Origin of the sequence: Reichenbachiella agarivorans, assembly GCF_025502585.1 — a bacterium.
GTDB classification, from domain to species: Bacteria; Bacteroidota; Bacteroidia; order Cytophagales; family Cyclobacteriaceae; genus Reichenbachiella; species Reichenbachiella agarivorans.
Genome location: NZ_CP106679.1, coordinates 264,115 through 283,159, shown reverse-complemented (window position 1 = coordinate 283,159; position 19,045 = coordinate 264,115). Strand labels below are relative to the sequence as shown.

At 41.6% G+C, this 19,045-nt stretch carries 17 protein-coding genes and 1 pseudogene; 10 read left to right on the top strand and 8 right to left on the bottom strand.

All coding sequences use genetic code 11. The annotated features are described in order from the left end of the window. The first annotated feature begins 174 nt into the window (after positions 1-174). The gene (locus tag N6H18_RS01220; RefSeq protein WP_262310026.1) at positions 175-705 is read left to right on the top strand and encodes a YceI family protein; all 531 of its coding nucleotides are present in this window, start codon (positions 175-177) and stop codon (positions 703-705) included. Positions 706-729: 24 nt separating this feature from the next. After that, positions 730-1,968 carry a hypothetical protein gene (locus N6H18_RS01215; protein WP_262310025.1) on the top strand — a complete coding sequence of 413 codons (1,239 nt, stop codon included), beginning with the start codon at positions 730-732 and terminating at the stop codon, positions 1,966-1,968. A 546-nt stretch (positions 1,969-2,514) separates the two neighbouring features. On the opposite strand, the gene N6H18_RS01210 is transcribed toward N6H18_RS01215, so the two are convergent. Beyond that, positions 2,515-3,042 carry a hypothetical protein gene (locus N6H18_RS01210; protein WP_262310024.1) on the bottom strand — a complete coding sequence of 176 codons (528 nt, stop codon included), beginning with the start codon at positions 3,040-3,042 and terminating at the stop codon, positions 2,515-2,517. Positions 3,043-3,290: 248 nt separating this feature from the next. On the opposite strand from N6H18_RS01210, the gene N6H18_RS01205 reads away from it, so the two are divergent. Further along, entirely contained in the window at positions 3,291-3,818 is a 528-nt protein-coding gene (locus N6H18_RS01205) for a glutathione peroxidase (protein WP_262310023.1), read from the top strand. A gap of 365 nt (positions 3,819-4,183) precedes the next feature. On the opposite strand, the gene N6H18_RS01200 is transcribed toward N6H18_RS01205, so the two are convergent. The 4 genes and pseudogenes from N6H18_RS01200 to N6H18_RS01185 form a co-directional block, all read right to left on the bottom strand. After that, positions 4,184-4,654, bottom strand: a complete 471-nt coding sequence (locus N6H18_RS01200; protein WP_262310022.1) for a hypothetical protein — start codon at positions 4,652-4,654, stop codon at positions 4,184-4,186. A gap of 117 nt (positions 4,655-4,771) precedes the next feature. Next, positions 4,772-5,386, bottom strand: coding sequence for an ABC transporter ATP-binding protein (locus N6H18_RS01195; RefSeq protein ID WP_262310021.1), 615 nt, complete (start codon positions 5,384-5,386; stop codon positions 4,772-4,774). Positions 5,387-5,404: 18 nt separating this feature from the next. Further along, positions 5,405-5,872 (bottom strand): annotated as a pseudogene (gene fabZ / locus N6H18_RS01190) (3-hydroxyacyl-ACP dehydratase FabZ); the annotation flags it as partial. A gap of 244 nt (positions 5,873-6,116) precedes the next feature. Beyond that, positions 6,117-7,358 (bottom strand): HD domain-containing protein, encoded by a 1,242-nt coding sequence (locus N6H18_RS01185; protein ID WP_262310020.1) that lies wholly within the window; start codon positions 7,356-7,358, stop codon positions 6,117-6,119. A 95-nt stretch (positions 7,359-7,453) separates the two neighbouring features. On the opposite strand from N6H18_RS01185, the gene porX reads away from it, so the two are divergent. The 3 genes from porX to N6H18_RS01170 are packed head-to-tail and all read left to right on the top strand — an operon-like array spanning position 7,454 to position 10,657. After that, positions 7,454-9,010, top strand: a complete 1,557-nt coding sequence (gene porX, locus N6H18_RS01180) for a T9SS response regulator signal transducer PorX (RefSeq protein ID WP_262310019.1) — start codon at positions 7,454-7,456, stop codon at positions 9,008-9,010. Positions 9,011-9,012: 2 nt separating this feature from the next. After that, a complete protein-coding gene (gene tsaE / locus N6H18_RS01175; RefSeq protein WP_262310018.1) occupies positions 9,013-9,435 on the top strand; it encodes a tRNA (adenosine(37)-N6)-threonylcarbamoyltransferase complex ATPase subunit type 1 TsaE in 423 nt (140 codons plus the stop codon). Positions 9,436-9,451: 16 nt separating this feature from the next. Further along, complete coding sequence (locus N6H18_RS01170) at positions 9,452-10,657, top strand: alanine dehydrogenase (protein WP_262310017.1); 1,206 nt, start codon at positions 9,452-9,454, stop codon at positions 10,655-10,657. A 136-nt stretch (positions 10,658-10,793) separates the two neighbouring features. Here the strand turns inward: N6H18_RS01170 and N6H18_RS01165 are convergent, their stop codons facing one another. Continuing rightward, entirely contained in the window at positions 10,794-13,412 is a 2,619-nt protein-coding gene (locus N6H18_RS01165; protein ID WP_262310016.1) for a valine--tRNA ligase, read from the bottom strand. Positions 13,413-13,806: 394 nt separating this feature from the next. Next, positions 13,807-14,184: a DoxX family membrane protein gene (locus N6H18_RS01160; RefSeq protein WP_262310015.1), complete on the bottom strand. Its 378-nt coding sequence runs from the start codon at positions 14,182-14,184 to the stop codon at positions 13,807-13,809. Between the two features lie 109 nt (positions 14,185-14,293). Between N6H18_RS01160 and N6H18_RS01155 the strand changes: the two genes are divergently transcribed. After that, complete coding sequence (locus N6H18_RS01155) at positions 14,294-14,668, top strand: winged helix-turn-helix transcriptional regulator (RefSeq protein WP_262310014.1); 375 nt, start codon at positions 14,294-14,296, stop codon at positions 14,666-14,668. A 442-nt stretch (positions 14,669-15,110) separates the two neighbouring features. Here the strand turns inward: N6H18_RS01155 and recA are convergent, their stop codons facing one another. Then, complete coding sequence (gene recA / locus N6H18_RS01150) at positions 15,111-16,127, bottom strand: recombinase RecA (RefSeq protein ID WP_262310013.1); 1,017 nt, start codon at positions 16,125-16,127, stop codon at positions 15,111-15,113. Positions 16,128-16,456: 329 nt separating this feature from the next. On the opposite strand from recA, the gene N6H18_RS01145 reads away from it, so the two are divergent. The 3 genes from N6H18_RS01145 to N6H18_RS01135 are packed head-to-tail and all read left to right on the top strand — an operon-like array spanning position 16,457 to position 18,958. Beyond that, a complete protein-coding gene (locus N6H18_RS01145; RefSeq protein ID WP_262310012.1) occupies positions 16,457-17,140 on the top strand; it encodes a response regulator in 684 nt (227 codons plus the stop codon). A 15-nt stretch (positions 17,141-17,155) separates the two neighbouring features. Continuing rightward, the gene (locus tag N6H18_RS01140) at positions 17,156-18,196 is read left to right on the top strand and encodes a sensor histidine kinase (protein WP_262310011.1); all 1,041 of its coding nucleotides are present in this window, start codon (positions 17,156-17,158) and stop codon (positions 18,194-18,196) included. Between the two features lie 45 nt (positions 18,197-18,241). Next, the gene (locus tag N6H18_RS01135) at positions 18,242-18,958 is read left to right on the top strand and encodes an RluA family pseudouridine synthase (protein ID WP_262310010.1); all 717 of its coding nucleotides are present in this window, start codon (positions 18,242-18,244) and stop codon (positions 18,956-18,958) included. Positions 18,959-19,045: the final 87 nt, after the last annotated feature.

The window sequence follows — 19,045 nt, the reverse complement described above, 5'->3', positions numbered from 1 at the left end:
TTATTTTAAAAGGTTAGGTTGAGAATAGCGACCTACATGTACCCAATAGAGGTATGTGTAGGTCGCTTTTTTGTTGGCAGGTTTAAGTGATCAAGATCATTTTTTTATGAGATTTTGATCATGACAATCGAATGGCTGCCCCTCTACCTTAGCATCATCAAAAACAGACGAACTATGAAAATAATACTCACATCACTACTTGTATTTGCATTGACAATCGATCAATGGCAGTTCAAAGCAGACCCTGCCAAGAGCACCTTGGTTGTACAAGGCACCTCTTCCGTCCATGATTGGGAATCCGTAGCGGAAGTGTTTTCAGTTACCGGCACCATGAACGATACAGAAGTCACCAATCTGGATGTATCCGTGAGTGTCAAGTCCATCAAAAGTGGAAAGTCCATTATGGATGACAAAACCTATGAAGCATTGAAGGCTGATAAACACCCCAAGATTTACTTCAAGGCAGAAACCCTTAAGGTTGTGAATGGTCATGTAAAAGGTGATGGCACTCTGACCATAGCAGGTAAATCAAAAAGGATAACAATCGATGCAGCATCACAGTCTACCACGGGTGGTTACAAGATATCTGGCGTAGTGACGCTCAAAATGTCAGAATATGGTGTGACGCCTCCGACAGCCATGTTTGGTACCATGCAGACTGGTGATCAGGTCACCATACAATATCAATTTTTACTCATTAAATAATCTAAGATTCTAAATATATCAATCATGAAAACCAAAATTATCAATAGCCTATTAGTTGTTGCCCTCATCCTAGGTGTGACCTCAGTATCTGCTCAGCGAGCTGATATGCAATACTATCGTAAAAATGACAAAAACGGGATCAATGTATTTGAGACCAGCAAGGACAATGATGTGCCATTTGATGGAATGAAAGTTCGAGTCGGAGGTGATTTTAACCTGCAATTCCAAGGGTTGACCCAAACCAATTCTGGAGACTCTTTGGCAGAATTGTCTAACAATTTTAACCTTCCGAGTGCCAATTTGAACATGGATGTTCAGCTATATGATGGGTTAAGATTACACATGCGTACCTATTTGTCTTCTAGACACCACACTGAGGCCTATGTCAAAGGTGGGTATCTTCAGATCGATAAATTAGATTTCATCCAACCAGGCTTCTTGAGTGGAGTGATGCAGTACACTACCATCAAGGTAGGTATGGATGATATCAACTACGGTGACGCTCACTTTAGAAGATCAGACAATGCGAATACTATATTTAATCCATTCGTGGGCAACTACATCATGGATGCATTTACTACTGAGCCATTTGCAGAGGTGACTGTACAGCACAGCGGATTCTTGGGTGTAATTGGTATGACCAATGGTCGTTTGAATCAAAGCCCAACTCCTGGTGATGATGGGTTTGTACTCTATGGCAAATTGGGATATGACAATCAATTGAGTGATGACCTCAGATTGAGATTGACAGGATCTGTTTATAGCAGCAATGACAAAGGAACGAGAGACTATCTCTATGCTGGTGACAGATCAGGTGCTAATTATTTTAAGGTGTTAGATGGAGGTGATTTTGCGGGTAGATTCAACCCTGGGTATGCTTATCAGACAGCAGTACAGATCAACCCATTCGTCAAATACAAAGGTGTAGAGTTCTTTGGGGTACTTGAGTTTATCAACAATGGTGACAGTGATGCTGGTGGAGGGTTTACCCAAGTGGGTGCTGAAGCACTGTATCGATTCGGAGGTACAGAACAGTTTTACGTAGGAGGTAGATACAACCAAATCACAGGCAAGCAAACTGACGCCAGCCAAGACATAGATATCAATAGATTCAACGTTGGTGGCGGTTGGTTCTTGACCGAAAACGTGATGACCAAACTAGAGTATGTCAATCAAGCATATGATGGCAAAGCCTATGAAGGTACGCTGTACCAAGGAGCGGAATTCAAAGGGATCATGCTCGAAGCTACGATTGCTTTCTGATGTGAGTTGAGATTAGGTGAGTTGTAAGCCACCTCCAATTATTGGAGGTGGCTTTTGTGTCTTCTTATAAATCTCCTGTGTTCGATTCTTTCATGTAGAAGGCCTATGAGTTAAAAGCAGGGCAAACGAACTGCATGCTAAACCCGTCAAAAAAGCCCTTGAAGTGGTATTCAAAATCAAACTCATGTTGCTCGCTTGTGTATCAGCTGGGTCTATGATGAGACCGATTGAGGTATGGCATTCATGGGGTAATAGGTGTCATAGTGTTGGGCAAAGGAATCTCTGCATGTTTTGTGCCTTACTATGACTGGCACATACAGTAACTTCAGCTTTACAAGTGCTTATGATTAGCAAAAAAGATATATATCTTTTTTGATTTTGGTATATATCTTAATATTGAAATGATATATATCTTTTTCTAATAAGATATATATCATTTTTGTTTGTTATGCTATAAGACAAGGCCACGCTACCTTATCAATCGAGTGAATAAAGCCTAAATGATTCCTAATTGTACTTTACTCCATTAGTAAGAGTTAGCCAAGGTTATAAGTTGATGACTTCCATTTTGATCTCAAATCCTACACTGAGTTGGCTATCTACTTTGACCATCCCCCAAAATTTTACTGGAGGATCAATCTTGAAATCTGTCATGTCCAAATTTTCATGTCCTGTGAGCGTCAGTGAACTTTCGGAGTGATTGATCACGTTTCCGTTTTTGATCTCGTATTTCTTGGATACGCCTGCCAATGTGATGTCTATGGACGATACGACGGATAGCTTTTCAATTTCTTGCTTGCCTTCTTTGATTTGGATGTAGTTGATCTGAAGATACAAATAGGGATAGCTATCGCTCTTCAGTGTTTCCTTTAGGTCATTGCTCATCGCCTCGACTCCACAATCAAAATCATTGAGTGGAAATCGAAGTTTGAGTCCCTCGAATGTAATTCTGTTTTTGGACCATAGACTTTTGACCATGATAGGATCGGAGGCATAGCGTTGATCCATTTCACATTCGAATGTGTTGACATTGGTCTGGCCGTAGATTACAAAATGGCTTGCCGTTACGCTCACTTTGTGTAATCCGGGTTGTGACCGAGAGCAGAAAGGATTAATAACAGTGATGACAATAAAGAGGAAGAAGTGTCTCAAAGGCGTAATACGTTGTTTGCACGGAAATATAGCAAGTACAGAGATAAAAGTAGGTCTTGATAGTAATTCAAAATGGCTATTTCTGGACTTGAGTGTCAAAACAAAACAATACCAGTCACAAAATGAGCAGCACAGGACCACAGTTATCTTTTGTTCGTTATTTTAGTCTTATGAAAACACTACTCATCACTCTATTGATTACCCTTTCAGCGACGACCATGGAATCTACTTTTTACTCTTTCAAAGTCGCGATGTTGGACAGTGACCAAAAGATCGACTTTTCTTCCTTCAAAGGAAAGAAAGTGTTGGTCGTCAATGTGGCGTCCAAATGTGGGTTTACTCCCCAGTATGAAGAGTTACAAGCTTTGTCCGAGAGGTATAAGGAATCTTTGGTGGTGATCGGTATGCCCTGTGACCAGTTTGCCGGTCAAGAGTTGGATCTCGAATCATCCATCAAGCAGTTTTGCACAGAGCAGTTTCATGTGACTTTTCCCATGACGACTATCATAGATGTAAAAGGAGACAATCAGCATCCTGTCTATCAATGGTTGACCCAAAAATCTCAAAATGGGTTAGGCGACTACAGCGTAAAGTGGAACTTTAATAAGTTTTTGATCAGTGAGGAGGGGCAATTACTTGCATACTTCCCCTCTACAATCAAGCCGCTGAGCGAGGAGATTACCAAGTTTCTGGATTGATTGCATTCGTCCTGATAAGCCCTCGTTTGATTCATATTAACCAAAAGTCCTTTCTAGGTCTTTGAGCAAGTTGTAAGGACGGTATTTACAAAGCTCTCCTGTAGACTTAGGATAAACGATTATGACTGGGATTTCTTCTCTTACTTCGAAAGGATAAAAACTACCTTTATTGAACGCATTCTCCAATTAATAATCGAACTAAGGTTACTAGCTTAAATGGTAGCTCTGCTTAATCAGATTGGTAGCCACATTTACCGCTTTATTATTTGATAATCTCTCCATAATATTTTGAGCACAAAAAAGCCGAAGAGAAACCCCTTCGGCTAGTGTATTTTTGAGAGTCCGTATGGGACTATCGAGTCAAATTATTGTTTGGCTAATTTGAAAATCCAAGTGCCATCAACCTCACTTGTTCTAGCTGCTGCTCCAGATTCAACTGCAAAACTAAGTTGAGCCAATAGATCATTGGTGATTTCAGCATCCATTTCTACACCGTCGTTTCTTTCAATTACTACTGTTGAAGAAGACTTGTCAAATGTCCAAGTACCGCTTGCTGGCCATACAGCAGAAAAACCATCAGGAACACCAGCTGTACTGTAATTTCCACCGTCTGCAGAACCTCCAGTGATAGTCAATGTGAATCCAGTCCAGTCTGCATCTGATGCATCAGGATTCGATACACTAGTTGCAGTGTATGTTCCATTCATCAATGTGCCGATAGTTTCATAGTCAGTGTCACCACCATCTCCACCATCGTCATCACTGCCACCACATCCTGATAGAACTACCATCGAAAGAAACAAGGCTGCTGTTAAATAGTTAATAAACTTTTTCATAATACTGTTGTTGTTGTTGTTAAAAATTGAAAATTTATTTTGAACTGTATCAAAAATAATTTTTTTTATCATCTCTACCTAATTTTATGCTATAAGTAAATCAAGAAACATTCAAAATCATTGGGTCATGTTGATGATTTGATTACAAAATTGATACTCACTGGCTAGGTTGGATGCCACAAAAACAATCACTTCTGGAGGAAGGTTATGGATCTGTTCTTGGTACCAGTCTGTGCCCACTTGATCCAGGTTAGAGCTAGGTTCATCCAGTAGTACCAAACTCGAATGTGTGAAGAAACACAATCCTAGTTTGAGCCGTTGTTTCATGCCACTGGAGAAGTTTTTAATCAACTTGTGTTCATGACCTGTGAAATACATTTTGTCAATCAACTCATTCAATGAGAGTGATCCTCTGATTTTCTTGAATTGAAAATGAAATTGGAGCATCTCGGACAAGCTAAATTCTTCGATGAGTTCTAGGTAGGGGCTGGCAAAGCTGACGTGATTGATGAGTTGATCGGCATCCATGAGCGTATCGCCATCGTGGTATTGAATCTCACCTGTCGTGGGGAGAGCCATGCCGCCAATAATCTTGAGTAGGGTGGACTTGCCACTACCGTTGGAGCCAGTGATGGCGATTCGGTCTCCTGGTTTGAAATGCTGACTGAGGTCTTTGAAAATCCATTCTTTATTAGAAAATCGTTTGCCAATTTTGTCAAGGGTGATTTCCATAAAGAATGGCTTTGTGTGTTATGCGTCTTTTCGAACGATACTGGCGGTCATGCTGCCTTCTGAGGCTAGTTTTCCATTGACATGAGCAGTACCTTTCATTTTGGCTATGCCTCTTTTGATGGGCTGCAAGAGTTCGCATTTGATGTCCAAGGTATCACCTGGAAGTACCATTTTGCGGAACTTGAATCCTTCTACGCCCAAAAAGTAGGTCCAATAGTTTTCTGGGTCTGGTACTGAGTTGAGCACCAAGATACCGCCGATTTGTGCCATTGCTTCGATTTGAAGGACTCCTGGCATCACGGGATTGTTAGGAAAGTGACCTTGGAAAAAGGGTTCGTTGAAAGTTACGTTCTTGATCCCCGCGACATGAATGTCATCCAAATGGTAGATTTTGTCAATCAACAAAAATGGATACCTGTGTGGTAAAATCTTTGTGATTTGATTGATGTCGTATACTGGTGGTAAATTGGGGTCGTATGCTGGTACGATAGTAGTCTCTTTCTCCATTGTAAATCCTTTTTACTTAGGTTGTTTCATGATTAGTCGGCAAATTTAGTGTTTTTTAGCAAAGGCTATCATGATGGTAATGCTTTTTAGAATCAAGAACCAAGATTTTTGGAATCACGCATCTGAAGCACTAACCGATTTGGTGTTGAATAGGCATTGAATCATGTCATGTGTCTCGCTACTCAAGTCTCAATACTCAATACTCAAGTCTCAATACTAAAAACTAGCGTCCAAAATCTAGCCCCGATGCCCAACAGAGATAGTGTTTGGTCACAATCTTGCTCATGGCTTTGATGTTGGGTAGATCGGTAGCCTCTTCAATGACCACTAATTCACCACGCTTGGTGAGTATCTTGATTTTTTGATCGCTGTGGATATAGGCAGCATTGCTGATGCTACCCGAACACAGAAAATAACTGAGTTCGTCTGAATTGAGCTTGGTTTTGAGTTGGATTTCCTTCCTCTTGCTATCTATAAATGATTGATCATGCTCATGGTTGTCTAGTTTGATTTTATAGATTCTACGATCCAATAGACTCTTGCTGATCGTGGACAGTACTGTGTCGGGATGCTCTCGCCAAAATTTCATCGAGCCCCAGATGTCATTGTCGTCCAACAATGCAAACAATTCGAGTAGTTCGCCATCTTGGCTGAAAGACGCCTTGGTGATTTTTTGTTCCAAAAAGTACCTCAGGGCAGGGGTCGCCATGATATTTTCTCCTTGTTGTGTCAGGTATTTGGCTCGTCTGATGAGCTGGATCAGCATTTCTTCTGCACTGACGGCAGTTTTGTGAAGGTACACTTGCCAGTACATCAGCCGTCTAGCGCTGAGGAAGTTTTCTATGCTGTAGATGCCTTTTTCTTCCACTACGATTTCATCTCCCCTCACATTGAGCATGTTGATGATGCGCTCCGAACCAATGCTCCCCTCTGATACTCCCGTGAAATAGCTGTCTCTTTTCAGGTAATCCAATCTGTCGATATCCAATTGGCTCGATACCAGCTGATGAAAAAACTGTCGGTGGTATTGTCCTGAGAAGATATCCAAGCCCAACTGCAGTGCTCCATGGAATTGTTCGTTGATCCGTTGAAAAAACATCAATGAGATGTCCTCATGCTTGACGGAATCCAGTAGATTGAACTCAAGGGTGTGAGAAAACGGACCATGTCCTATGTCGTGGAGCAAAATGGCTAAAAGCGCCCCTTCTAGTTCTTCGTCAGAGATTTCAATTCCTTTGGTTCGCAGGTTGTGCAACGTCTGCTGCATGAGATACATTGAACCTATGGCATGGTGAAACCGTGTATGTAGGGCACCAGGGTAGACCAAATTGGTCAGTCCCAGTTGTTTGATTCTTCTAAGGCGTTGAAAATGAGGATGCTCAATCACTTCAAAGATCAAATCATTGGGGATCGTGATGAAGCCATAGACAGGATCGTTGATGATTTTGTTTTTATTGGTAGCCAAATTGCGCTGAGATTAATAGGTAGAGTGCTGTGGTTTTTCTTATTTTGAACTATGTATCCATAGACTAAAAAGTGGATCAAATCTAATTAAATATTATGCGTAATTATAAAATATTGTGGGCCGATGACGAAATCGATTTGTTGAAACCGCATATTATTTTTCTCAAAAACAAAGGGTATGATGTGACACCTGTCAACAGTGGGTCTGATGCCCTGGATGCGATTGGATCGGATGTCTTTGATATCATATTTTTGGATGAAAACATGCCTGGTTTGACAGGTTTGGAGACCTTGTCTCGTATCAAAGAGAATTACGCAACCATTCCTGTGGTGATGATTACCAAGAGTGAGGAGGAACACATCATGGAGGAGGCAATTGGAGCCAAAATCGCTGATTACCTCATCAAACCTTTGAATCCTAATCAAATATTGTTGTCGGTCAAAAAAATCTTAGACAACAAAAGATTGGTGTCCGAGCAGACCAACATGAGTTACCAACAAGAATTCAGAGGAATCAGCATGGATATCAACGAAAACTTGGATTTTCAAGAGTGGATCGATATATACCGCAAGATGGTCTATTGGGAGCTTCGAATCGATGAAACTGAAGAAAAGGACATGGCAGAAATCCTCAACATGCAAAAGGATGAGGCCAATGCTAAATTTTGTGACTTCATCTATGAAAGTTATGAGTCATGGCTCAACAATGCCGATATTGAGAAGCCCTTGCTGTCACACCGCTTGATGAAAGAGCAGGTTTTTCCCCTCATGGGAAATGAAGAACCGGTTTTCGTTTTCATCATAGACAATTTGCGCTATGATCAATGGAACTTGATGGAACCGATCATTTCTGAGTTTTACTCTATAGAGAGTGAAGTGCCCTATTATTCCATTCTACCTACTACGACGGCTTATGCTAGGAATGCCATATTCAGTGGCATGATGCCAGACGAAATGGCCAAAAAGCATGCGGATCTTTGGGTCGGAGAAGAAGAGGATGAAGGGAAAAACAACAATGAGAAGGAGTTTCTTGAGCGAAATCTGAGTCGCAACAACATCAAGGCATCCATCTCGTACCATAAGATTTTGCAAAAAAATCAAGGCAAGCAGTTGGTCAGCAATGTCAATAACCTGATGAGCAACGATCTGAATGTCATCGTGTATAATTTTGTAGATGTGCTATCGCATGCGCGTACCGATATGAAAATGATCAGAGAACTGGCGCCAGATGAGTCTGCCTATCGCTCATTGACCATGTCATGGTTTCAGCACTCCACATTGTTAGAATTGTTGAGAATCTTGTCTGAGCGTAAGGTCAAAGTGGTCATCACGACGGATCATGGAACGATTAGAGTCAAAAAGCCGCTTAAAATCGTAGGAGATAGAAATACCAATACCAATTTGAGATACAAAGTAGGAAAGAACCTGAAGGTAAATACCGACGATGTGTTCAACTGCAAGAATCCAGAGGATCTTCACTTGCCACGTCCCAATGTGTCAAGTTCCTACGTGTTTGCTCAGAAGAATGATTTTTTAGCTTATCCAAATAATTATAATTACTACGTGAATTACTACAAAGATACTTTTCAGCATGGAGGGATTTCGTTGGAAGAAATGATTGTACCATTGATTCATCTTAGACCCAAAAACTAGTCATGGAACTAAAGTTACATTCGATTGAGGATATTTCGGCAGTTGCTCAATCCATCATTGAGTATGCGGACAATCACAAGATTTGGGTTTTTGAGGGAGAAATGGGTGCTGGTAAGACCACATTGGTCAAGGCCATTTGTAAGCATTTGGACATCATAGATGAGACCAGTAGCCCTACTTTTTCATTAGTCAATGTCTATGTGGATGATGTTGGCAAGGAGTATTATCACTTTGATTTCTACAGACTCAACCATGAAGTAGAAGCACTGGATATCGGTTGTGATGAATATTTCTACTCAGGCAATCATTGTTTTATTGAGTGGGGCGAAAAAATCCCCTCTTTGATTCCATCTCGAAACCTGAAAATTAGTATTAAATTGTCTCCTGATAATACGAGGATCATCAGCTTAAGCAAACATGACTGAACAAATTCAAGATAGTATGACCTCTCTAATAGAGGAGTCTAAACGCTATCCGCAGGAGAAATTAGCGCCAATCAAAAAGGGGGCACAGCAGTTAAATATTGGAATTCCCAAAGAAAACTCTACCTATGAAAATAGGGTTCCTTTGACACCCAAGGCGGTAGGTGCGCTGACAGCCAACGGACACCGAGTCATCATTGAACCAGGGACGGGTGAGTCGGCCAATTTCTCAGACCAAGAATACACGGAGGCGGGTGCCAATCTGGCCTCTGGGGCGAAGGAAGTATTCAAATCAGATATGATTGTCAAAGTGGAGTTTCCTACGACACAAGAGATCGAATGGATGACGAGTCGGCAGACCATCATCTCTACTGTACATGCAGAAGAAACAGATATCAAAAGCAGACTTGAACTCCTCAACCAAAAGAAAGCGATAGCTGTAGGCTATGAGTTCATCCAAGACAAGGTCGGAGGTCTCCCAATTGTCAGGGCGATGAGCGAAATCGCAGGTGTATCCGTGATGTCCATCGCTGCAGAATACATGTCCGCAGATAAAAAGGGCGTAGGGGCTATTCTGGGAGGAATTACAGGTGTGCCAGCTGCCAATGTAGTTATTATTGGGGCAGGTACTGTGACAGAATATGCCGCTAGAACAGCCATTGCCTTGGGGGCGTCAGTGAAGATATTTGATAGGCATCTGTACAAGTTGCACCGTTTGAAACATATCTTGTCAGCCTCGGTATTTACCTCTACCATCGATCAAGTAGCACTGAAAAAGGCGCTGTATGAAGCAGATGTAGTCATCGGTGCGGTTCGTAGTGAAAAGGGGCAATTGAAGAAGATCGTATCTGAGGACTTGGTTCGGGGAATGAAAAAAGGTGCGGTAATTGTCGATGTGAGTATCGATGAAGGCGGTTGTTTTGAAACTTCCTATCCCACCAACCTCAAAAAGCCAGTATTTATCAAGCATGGTGTGATTCACTATTGCGTACCGAATATTGCGTCTAGGTATCCTCGTACTTCGACCAAAGCACTGAGCAACATCTTCACGCCGATACTCAATAGCATTGCACTATATGGAGGTGTCGATCAAATGATTTTTGAAAATGTGTGGTTTATGAAGGGCGTATACGCCTACAAGGGATTCATGACCAATTACCATCTGGCCAACAAGTTTGGGTTGCGATTCAAGGATTTGAATCTCCTGATGGCAGCAAGGTTTTGATGGGTTGGTTTTTTTGGTTCACTAGTCTTCTAGTTTGGGAGGTTAGATGTGAACTATGTACAATTCACGGTATAGCGAATGGATTAGAATCTTGAAAAAAGCTGCCAGTAGATTCTACCAGCAGCTTTTTGTGTTTTTAGAGTTTTGCTTCTAGCATGGCAATTTTTGCCTCTGCATCAGCTTTCTTTTTCTTTTCCATGGCGATGACTTCTTCAGGAGCATTGCTGACGAATTTCTCATTGCTCAGCTTTTTGTCTATCCCGACTAGGAATCCCTTGAGGCGCTTGATTTCGGCTTCTATTTCTTCAGCCTGATCTGCTGCATTGGCATGATCACCCAGCAGGACAAAATACTCATCTCTGTCGATGATGAAGCTGTCAGCGTTTTCTACTTTGTCCTCAGTTTCTGCAATTGCAGAGATGTTTGATAGCTTGGTGATAAGAGGGAAATACCGCTCCAAAGACATGTAGTTTGTAGAGCGAATGTTGACCTCCAAAGCCTCTTTTGGAGAGATACCATAGCTGTTTCTGACATTTCTGATGTTGGAGATAGCTTCAAAAGCCTCATTGGTCTGTTGAATCATATCTGTATCGAATGCTTCGGCTTTAGGCCATGCAGCTACGATCAAATAGTCTTTCTCTTCGCGTTCTTTGATGTTTTGCCATATTTCTTCTGACAAGAAGGGCATAAACGGATGGATGATACGCATCAATTTTTCGATGTGTCCAATCGCCTGATTATAGCTCTTCTGATCGATCGGTTCACCAAACTTAGGCTTGATCATTTCCAGATACCATGAACAGAAATCATCCCAGACCAATTTATATGTAGTCATCAAAGCTTCAGACAATCTGAACTTGCTGAATAAATCATCTACCTCTTCTAGTACCTGATTGACTCTGTGCCCAAACCAGTCATTGGCGATGGCTGCACTGGCTTCTTGTTCTCCATCTACGATATCCCATGACTTGATGAGACGAAAGGCATTCCAGATTTTGTTGGAGAAGTTCCTGCCTTGTTCGCAGAGTTTCTCGTCAAAAAGCAAGTCATTGCCTGCAGCAGAGCTCAGTAGCATGCCTACTCTGACACCATCGGCACCATATTGATCGAGCAGTCCTAGCGCATCAGGGGAGTTACCTAAGGATTTGGACATTTTTCTTCTTTTGAGATCCCTCACCATCCCTGTGAAGTAAACTTTTTCGAAAGGTTTGTCATTGCCAAACTCATATCCAGAGATAATCATTCTGGCTACCCAGAAGAAAATAATGTCCCAACCCGTCACCAATACTTGGGTAGGGTAGTAGTATTTGAACTCTTCGTTATCAGGGTTTTCAAATCCATCAAAAACTGAGATTGGGAGCAAAGCACTGCTGAACCAAGTGTCCACTACGTCTTCGTCTTGTTTCAAGTCCTCCAAGGTCATGGCAGTATTGCCAGTGTCTTTGATGGCCATGGCTAAGGCTTCTTCTTTGGTCTTGCCTACAGCGACACCATTCTCACCATAGTAGTAAGCAGGAATCTGCTGACCCCACCACAGCTGTCTTGAAATCGGCCAATCTTTGATGTTTTCTAGCCAATGCTTGTAGGTGTTTTTGAACTTGTCAGGGAAGAACTGGATGTTGTCATTGAGGACATTGTCCAATGCTGGCCCGACGATTTTTTGCATATCTACAAACCACTGTAGGGATAGTTTTGGCTCGATCACCGTGTCAGGATTTCTCTCCGAGAAGCCTACTTTGTGTCTTAGGTTTTCGGTTTTCACCAAGAAACCATCTTGCTTCAGTTGTTTGGTGATGTTTTTTCTGGCTTCTTCTCTACTTTGTCCGACAAAGAATTGTGCTTTCTCGTTGAGTGTCGCGTCATCGTTGAGGATGTCGATGGTTTCGAGGTTGTGCTTCTGACCGAGATCATAGTCATTGGTGTCGTGTGCTGGGGTGACTTTCAGACAGCCCGTACCGAATTCAATGTCAACATATTCGTCCTCGATGATGGGAATGCTACGGTTGACCATCGGCACGATAGCACGTTTGCCTCTCAGGTGTGCATATCTTTCGTCTTCAGGATTGATGCATATCGCAGTGTCACCGAGGATCGTTTCTGGTCGGGTGGTAGCGATGGTTATTTTTTCATCACTGCCTTCGATAGGATACTCTATATAATAGAGTGCTGCATCTACGTCTTTGTAGATTACTTCTTCGTTGGAGATGGTTGTTTGGGCTTGTGGATCCCAGTTGACCATTTTGTAGTCACGGTAGATGAATCCTTTATTGAAGTAACTGATGAAGACATCTACTACGGCTTTAGAGTTTTGCTCATCCATGGTGAAGAAGGTTCTGTCCCAATCACAAGAAGCGCCAAGGCGTTGCAATTGATTCAAGATGATACCACCATATTTTTCCTTCCACTCAAAGGCATGAGCGAGGAATTCTTCTCTGGTCAGGTCTGCCTTGGTGATGCCTTTTTCTCTCAACAGGTTTACCACCTTGGCCTCTGTGGCAATGGATGCATGATCTGTGCCAGGTACCCAGCAGGCCTCTTTTCCTTCCATTCTGGCCTTGCGGATCAGGACGTCTTGGATGGTGTTGTTGAGCATATGCCCCATGTGCAATACGCCCGTGACGTTAGGAGGAGGGATGAGGATGGTGTAGGGTTCTTTGTTTGGATCTGGTTTCGAGCTGAAAAAACCATGGTCCATCCATTCCTTGTATCTTTTACCCTCGATCTCTGATGGGTCGTATTTTGCAGATATTGACATGCCTAATCTGTTTGATTTTTTTGAGTCGCAAAATTATAAAAATTAAGTGTCTCGGATTGTGGCTCGTGCTACTTTCTTTTTGGAGTATTGTGTACAGAGTATTGAGGCCTGAGTATTGTGTATTGAGAAAGAAAATGGTGAGCCACTTGATTCAAATAGTTGGTATATTTCCTTGGCTATTGGCTCACAAGCCAATAGGTGCTTTCTGAAGGTCTGATTTAGTGATGCGGCGATTATGAGAACCGCTTGATTTGTCCAGACAAAGGGACAATCAGGTGGTGAGAGGTGCACTGTGGGCTTATAGCTCACAGCCGTCTACTCGATTGGCAGTAGTGTTTTTTCAACAACCTATAAAATTGGTAGTTTACTACTGCCTGTATTTAAATTTTCTCTATCAATTTTCTATCATTGGTTTGTATTTATTCCAATTATCTGCAATAGCCCATATATTAATTGCAAATAATACCAGTACTATTCCAATAGTTGACATATCAAGGACGAGATGATGTACAAAAATACCTACCATAACTGGAAGAATTATTATTGCCCCCAAAGCTCTTGTTTTTGGAATAGCTATTAAAATACCACCAATGATTTCGATAATAGCCACAAGTGGGAAAATCCATTTAATAGTCATATACCCGACCATTACTTGCATCATTTCTTCAGACATTTCAGGCATTGGTATATAATTGAAGAATTTGTTTAAACCCGAATTAACCATCATTAACCCGAATAGGATACATAGACCTGTAAGAATCTTATTTTTCATTTTATATTGTTGTTATTAATAATATGCCAAAATTAACTATTTATGATTACTATTGGTAATCAGTTTCCTTTTGGTAATCAATTACTTTTAGGTAATCAATTAAACATATATGAAGAAAAAAGAACATAAAGAGTGTACCTCTGCTTTGTTACCAGTAAGAGACACATTAGATGTGATAGGTGGTAAATGGAAGCTGTTAATTTTGATTTCAATTTGGGAAGGAAACAAGCATTTTCGGGAAATTGAACGAAGTATCCCCAAGTTAAGCACTAAAGTTTTGTCAAAAGAGTTGAAAGATTTGGAAGCAAATCAGTTGATTACAAGAGCTGTCTTAAACGGCTTTCCCGTTAGAACCGAATATAAACCTACACAACATTCCAAAACCCTGAAAAAAGTCATTTTGGAATTGCATAATTGGGGTATAAATCATAGAAAACAAATTTTTAGCGACAAGTCCGAAAAAGATAATTTGAGTGTAGTGTGAGTTCAGTTTATGTTACTGCCAACAACTGGCTATTACAATATGTGAAATCCACTGTATGTTTTTTACCAGTCTAGAGGATTACCCTTTTATAAACAGTGTGTCTACCAAAACTAACCCTCAACCTTATATTTTGATGGTGGGGAGCAAATCTCTCTGACTAAACGTTACCTCAGCTCCCATGTACCGTTACCTCAGCGCCAAGTAACCGTTACCCTGACCATTTTGAACCGTTACCTCGACCTCATGGTAACGTTAGCTCTGGTCTATGGTAACGCTACCTTGGAGCTATTGCTCCTGATCCCCATGGCTTGTGACTCACAAGCCAATCGATGCGTGAACTTTTGAACTCAATTTGCTATAGATCATGATCCATGGTTTGTTTGATACAAAGCAAAAGAGCAAGACTTTCATCTTGCTCTTTTGCTTTGGGTGGTTATAAGATTTAGGCTGGTACTTCTTCTGTTTTGCCACTTATTTTGTTTTTGATTGCTATTTCTAGCTCATCCATCAGTTCTGGATTGTCTAGTAGTAGGTTTTTGACGGCATCTCTGCCTTGTCCTAGTTTGTTGCCTTTGTAGGAGAACCATGAGCCTGCTTTGTTGACAATGTTGAGTTCCACGCCTATGTCGATGATTTCTCCGACTTTGGATATACCTTCACCATACATGATGTCAAACTCGACTACCTTGAATGGAGGCGCGACTTTGTTTTTGACTACTTTGACACGGGTTCTGTTACCTAGTATGTTGTCAGCACTTTCTTTGATTTGTCCGATCCTGCGGATATCCAATCTCACAGAGGCGTAGAATTTCAATGCGTTACCGCCAGTAGTAGTTTCTGGATTGCCAAACATCACACCGATTTTCTCTCTCAGCTGGTTGATGAATATACAGCAACAACCTGTTTTGTTGATGGCTCCTGTGAGTTTTCTCAGGGCCTGGCTCATCAATCTTGCCTGAAGGCCCATTTTGCTGTCACCCATTTCGCCTTCTAGTTCTGCTTTAGGTACCAAAGCTGCCACTGAGTCAATGACGATGATGTCTATGGCTCCAGATCGGATCAAGTGCTCAGCGATCTCCAGGGCTTGTTCGCCATTGTCTGGTTGTGAGATGAGCAGGTTCTCAGTGTCAATTCCTAGTTTTTCGGCGTAGGTTCTATCAAATGCATGCTCAGCATCTATAAATGCCGCCATGCCTCCTTGTCTTTGTGCTTCTGCGATACAATGCAGCGTCAATGTGGTCTTTCCAGAAGATTCTGGGCCGTAGATTTCGACTACTCTTCCTCTGGGTAGACCGCCTATTCCCAGTGCCATGTCCAAACTGACTGATCCTGTAGGGATGGATGGGACATCCGAAACCACCTCGTCGGAAAGTTTCATCACTGCGCCTTTGCCGTAGGCCTTTTCTAGCTTGTCTAGTGTGAGTTGAAGTGCTTTTTGTTTTTCAGCGTTTTCGCCCATGTCATTTATTTTTTGGTATTAATAATAGGTCTGTAATTTATGTCTTATTTCCCTATTCTATCCGTTTTTGTGAAACGCAGAAAGAGTAAATATTTTAGCAATTATACGATTGATTATTTGATTTCTAAAATTAATTACTAAAAAAATTAGTATTACTTTTGCTCGGGATTAAAAAATGCAAAGACAGAAAGAATGAGTTAATTTTATTTCCCAAATGTTACTATTTTGTTACCACTTACGATTTATCACTTTGAATTGAATAAAAAGTATAAGTTTTGAGCGTTTTTTAATCATGAATTAATCCAAAAGTTATTTAGGTGTAAAAAATCATGTCTGGAAGTAAGAAAATACTAGTTGTTGATGATGAGGTTGATATTTTAGATTTATTAAAATATAACTTGGAAAAGGAGGGATACGAGGTAGAGGTAGCTGAAACTGGAATGGAAGCAGTCAACATTGCCAAAGGATTTGTGCCAGATTTGATCTTGCTGGATATCATGATGCCAGGACAGGACGGAGTAGAGACCTGTCGACAGTTGAGAGAGTTCAAAGAATTGGCCAATAGCTTCATTATCTTTTTGACTGCTCGTGTAGAGGAGTATTCAGAAGTGGCCGCTTTTGACAATGGTGCGGATGATTATCTCACCAAGCCTATCAAGCCTCGCGCATTGATGAGCCGAATCAATGCAATCTTTAGAAGATCCAAAAAGGATGTCGATCAGGAGGATAATGTCATGGCTGGAGATCTCCATATTGATCGTCAGAGCTATACTGTCAAGCGAAATGAGGAAGAGTTTTCACTTCCAAAAAAGGAATTTGAATTACTGTATTTCCTGGCGCAGCATCCTGGCAAGGTGTTTAGCAGAGATGAGCTATTGTACAACATTTGGGGGACAGATGTGTACGTGTTGGCTAGGACAGTAGATGTCCATGTCCGTAAGGTCAGAGAAAAAATCGGCGAGGGCTACATCACCACGATCAAGGGTGTTGGCTACAAGTTTGATGCAGAGTGATCCTGAAAAGTAAATATGCTATTAAATTCTAGAGGGCTTGCGCTCATTCTTTCGGGTTGCATAGCAGCCGTGGTGTTGGGTAGTCTGGTGCTATTGCCCGATGTGCCCAATTACGTCTATTGGCTGGTGTTTTTTATTTCCTTTGGTACAGGGTATATATTGATCAATATTGTTTTAGAGTTTTTGTTCTTCAAGGAACTGCGAAGTATCTACAATATGTTTGAACAGATCCGTGCCAATGACTTGTCCAAACTAGAAGAGAACAAACGGTACGGTCACAGTTCGCTCAACCAGATTCATCAGGAAATCTATGCCTATGCGCATGGCAAGCAGAGTGAAATCGAGGAATTGAAACAACTAGCCAAGTTTAGGAGGCAGTTTTTGGCTGACGTGTCGCATGAGTTGAAGACGCCCATATTTGCTGCGCAGGGTTTTGTACACACCTTGCTGGATGGTGCGATTGATGACAAAAACAACCGGATGAAGTTTTTGAAAAAGGCCGCCAAGAATCTGGATGGATTGGATATGCTTGTTCAGGACTTGTTGACGGTCTCTCACATGGAGGCAGGAGACATCACGATGCAACTGGAGCCTGTGGATATTTGCGAGGAGATTTATGAGATTTTTGACCAGATGGAAGAAAATGCACATAAGCACAAAGTGACACTCAAGACCAATCACGAGCGATCCGAAGAAATCAAAGTACTGGTAGACAGCCAGCGAATTCACCAAGTATTAGTTAATTTGATCACCAATGCGATCAAATATTCAGACGAGGGTGGAGTAGTGGAAGTATCCGTAGTGGATACAGGCAAGAGACAAAATGTAATAGTGAAAGACAGGGGCATAGGAATCCCAACCGAACACCTCAATCGTATCTTTGAGCGTTTTTATCGTGTCGACAAAAGTCGCTCAAGGGCTATTGGTGGTACAGGGCTGGGCTTGTCGATCGTCAAGCATATAGTCGAAGCACATGATAGCGAAATCAAGGTAGTCAGTACCCCTGGCGAAGGGTCTACATTCAGTTTCGAACTCAATAAGTATAAGCCTCAATAGTCTCATATTCCATTTCTTTGGCTTTCTTTGCCAAAAAAATAAAGAGTGCTCAATCAAAATAACATTTCTGACATCATCGTGTACGAAGATGATCGCTACCTAGTGATCAATAAGCCTACGATGATATCTACGCTAGAGGATAGGAGTGATCCACGCAATATACTATCTATGTTTCGTGAGGTATATCCTGAAATCACAGTCTGTCATAGGCTGGACAAGGAAACCAGCGGTGCTTTGCTGTTGGCCAAGGATGAAGAGGCCTACCGCGCTGCTGCATTGAAGTTTGAGGCAAGGGAGGTGAACAAAATCTACCACGCCTTGGTCGAGGGGCGCTTCACTGAGGATACTATTCAGGTAGATATGGGACTGCGCGTAGCTGGCTCTGGTCGTGTCAAGGTAGATCCCAAAAGAGGAAAGGAAGCTACTACTCTCTTTAGAGCCAAGGCTTACTATGGCAACTATACTTTGATTGAAGCCAAGCCCATCTCAGGCAGGCGACATCAGATCAGGGCACACCTGTCCTATCTGGAATACCCGATCTGTGGAGATACCTACTATGGAGGGTTGCCTATTTTTCTATCCAAAATCAAAAAGAAATACAAGCTCTCCGATGACAAGGAAGAAAGGCCACTGTTTGACAGAGTAGCCTTGCATGCATATGAGATTGAAATCAATCCGTTTGGAGACAAAATCATCAAGGTAGCCTGTGATTATCCTAAGGATATGGACATGATATTAAAGAAGATAGAGAAATTTGGATGATATTTTCAATAAATAGGGGGGTGGTCAACTTTATTTTTCTATTCTGCTTTGCATTTTGCAAAGTAAAATTCTATTTTTGTGTCCCTT